General features: G+C 35.9%; 2 protein-coding genes and 1 pseudogene. All 3 read left to right on the top strand.

Annotated elements, in window-relative coordinates; genetic code table 11:
• Positions 1 to 275 precede the first annotated feature (275 nt).
• Positions 276 to 1547, top strand: a complete 1272-nt coding sequence (locus V7147_RS20230) for an ABC transporter substrate-binding protein (RefSeq protein WP_335369615.1) — start codon at positions 276 to 278, stop codon at positions 1545 to 1547.
• Between the two features lie 58 nt (positions 1548 to 1605).
• A complete protein-coding gene (locus V7147_RS20225) occupies positions 1606 to 2538 on the top strand; it encodes a carbohydrate ABC transporter permease (protein ID WP_335369614.1) in 933 nt (310 codons plus the stop codon).
• A 24-nt stretch (positions 2539 to 2562) separates the two neighbouring features.
• Positions 2563 to 2822: pseudogene (locus V7147_RS20220) on the top strand (hypothetical protein); the annotation flags it as partial.

Below are 2822 nucleotides of genomic sequence, written 5' to 3'. Positions count from 1 at the left end.
AAATAACACAGGCTTTTTTATAATAATAAATATTGTTCCATTACAATATTTATTATTATAAAAAACATTGAACTAAAACAATAAACTATGTTATATTTATTTTCAGAATAATATGGATTGGAAAGTAGGGTACCAAACCATAACAATATGTTGAAAAGAGGAAAGGAGTGGAAATGTAAAAAAATAAAATTTTATTTTATTTATCATATTTTTGTAAGCGTTTTTGTTTTTGGATGATCTAATAGAAAATAGTTCAAATTGAAGGGGGAAAAGTAATGAAAATGTTTAAAAAGTTACTAGTAATTTGCATCGTTTTAATGGTCATTCTCGCTGGATGTTCTAGTGGAAGCTCGAATGGAGATAAGCAAACAGAGAGTAAAGGTGTTACTGAATTAACATATTGGGTACCATTCAGTGGATCCGATGGTGAATTTATGGAGGCGATGGTTAAAAAATTCAACGAATCACAAGAAAAAGTTAAAGTTCAGTTTATGAATAATAAATCGGAAAATTATTATACAAAGCTAAAAACTGCTCTTGTGTCGAACTCAGCTCCAGATGTTGCAGTTGCTCACGTTTCTCGTTTTTCAGAGCTATTACCGACAGGAAAAGTAGAAGTACTTGATGAGCTCGCATCCGAGGCTGGACTTGATTGGTCTACATATGGGGAAAAACAAGTAGAAGCTGTAATTCGGGATGGAAAACATTATGCAGTTCCATTAGATTCACATGCGGTTATTATGTACTACAACAAAAAATACCTTGGGGATGCTGGTCTATTAAACGAAGATGGAACAATTAAAATGGATCCAGGTGCTGAAGGGTTCACAGAAATGTTAACAACTTTAAAAGCTAAACTTCCAAGTGATGTATCACCAATGGTAATAGGAAGCAATAATGTATTTACTTTTTGGATTTGGTACGCTTTAGTTCAACAACAAGGTGGTACGTACTTTAAGGATGGAAAACCTACTATTGATACACCTGAAAGTAAAAAAGCAATGGAGTTAATGCAAACTTGGTTAAATGAAGATCTAATTCCAGCTGATATCGGTGTAAATAGCTACGATATTTTCAAAACCGAAAAAGCTGCTATTACTTTTACCGGGGTATGGGCAACAGGTAACTTTGAATCTAATGAATCACTGGATTTCGCTGCAGTATCATTTCCTCAATTATTTAATCAACCGGCTGCATGGGGTGATTCACATACGTTAATCGTTCCAAAGCAAGATAATAAGGAAAAGCAAATTGCAGCAGTTAAATTTGCGGATTGGTTAGCAGAAAACGGTGCAATGTGGGCAAAAGCGGGTCATGTTCCTGCAAAACCATCTGTACAAGAAACAAAGGAATACAAGGCACTTGAATTCCGTTCGGACTATGCAGATGTAATGAAAATCGTAAATTATATGCCAGATTCTCCAGTGCTTACTTCTGTAAATGAGGCTGTTCAAAAATCCCTTGTAGAAATTAACTATGGCAACTTAACAATTGAAGAGGGATTAAAACAGGCACAAGAGAAAGCTGAAAAACTAGTAAATAAGTAAGCTATTAAATGAAAGACAGTAAATAGATTAGAAGTGTATTTTTTAAGGAGTGAGAGCATTGAAACAAGCGGCGACAGTATCTAGTGGAAGGAGTCAGATTGTTACAACAAAAAGGGAAAATAGAAAACACAGTTTTAAAAATTATATGGCAGCATTACTCTTACTTGCTCCCTTTATGATTCTGTATCTATGGTTTTGGATTTATCCCATCGTAAAGGGATTTCTCCTAAGTTTGACAACGGGTTCTTACGGAGTAGAAGGTAGTTTTGCAGGAATAGAAAATTATCGTTATATGCTAACCGATGGGAGCTTTTGGGCTTCTTTAGGTAATACACTATTTTTTATTTTAATTTCAACGCCAACTATTGTCATTCTGGGGCTTGCGATGGCTTTGCTAGTAAATAGTAAACTGAAGGGTACAACGTTATTAAGAAGTGCATTTTTCATGCCGTATATGCTCTCGGTCTCTGTTGTAGGTAGTGTTTGGGTATTTATTTTACAGTCTCGGACTGGATTATTATCAGAAACCTTACGTTTAATCGGTATTACGAATGAGATTTCATGGTTTGGGAGCTGGGGGATGGGATGGTTATCCATCCTTCTAGCTACACTTTGGTGGACTGTAGGATTTAATATGGTACTATTTCTGGCTGGCCTTCAAGAGATACCGGACGACATATATGAAGCTGCCGAAATTGATGGCGCTAGTGGTTGGGCAAAGTTTCGCTATATTACATTACCTTCTTTGCGTGGAGTCACAACTTTAGTTGTTCTACTTCAAACAATTGCTTCATTTAAACTTTTTGGACAAACATACCTTATTACCCAAGGTGGACCAGGCACATCAACGACACCACTTGTACATTACATTTATGATATCGCATTTCGACAATGGGATATGGGGTATGCATCAGCAGTATCATTCGTATTGTTTGTAATCATTTCATTGGTCTCTTTACTACAGTACAAGCTGATGTCTAGCAAAAAATAAGATTGAAGCAGGGAGGTATATCAGATGAAAAGAAAAGAAAAAAGGACTAAAGCAAAGTTTTGGGCTTACGTATTCGGTTATTCATTGGCTATATTTATGACCATTCCACTATTGTGGATGGTAATATCTTCTTTTAAAACGCCAGGCTCAACAGTAACCGTGCTATTCGAACTTTTTGCACCACCGTACACGTTGGATAGCTTTCGAAAGGTACTAGAACCTGGTGAATCAGCGATGATGATGAGATGGACATTTAATAGCGTTTATGTAGGAATTGTTCAAAC

Source organism: Bacillus sp. JJ1521 (assembly GCF_036965165.1).
In the GTDB taxonomy this organism is placed as follows: domain Bacteria; phylum Bacillota; class Bacilli; order Bacillales; family Bacillaceae_L; genus Ferdinandcohnia.
The sequence above is the reverse complement of the archived record's forward strand: the minus strand, read 5'-3'. Positions and strand labels throughout refer to the sequence as shown.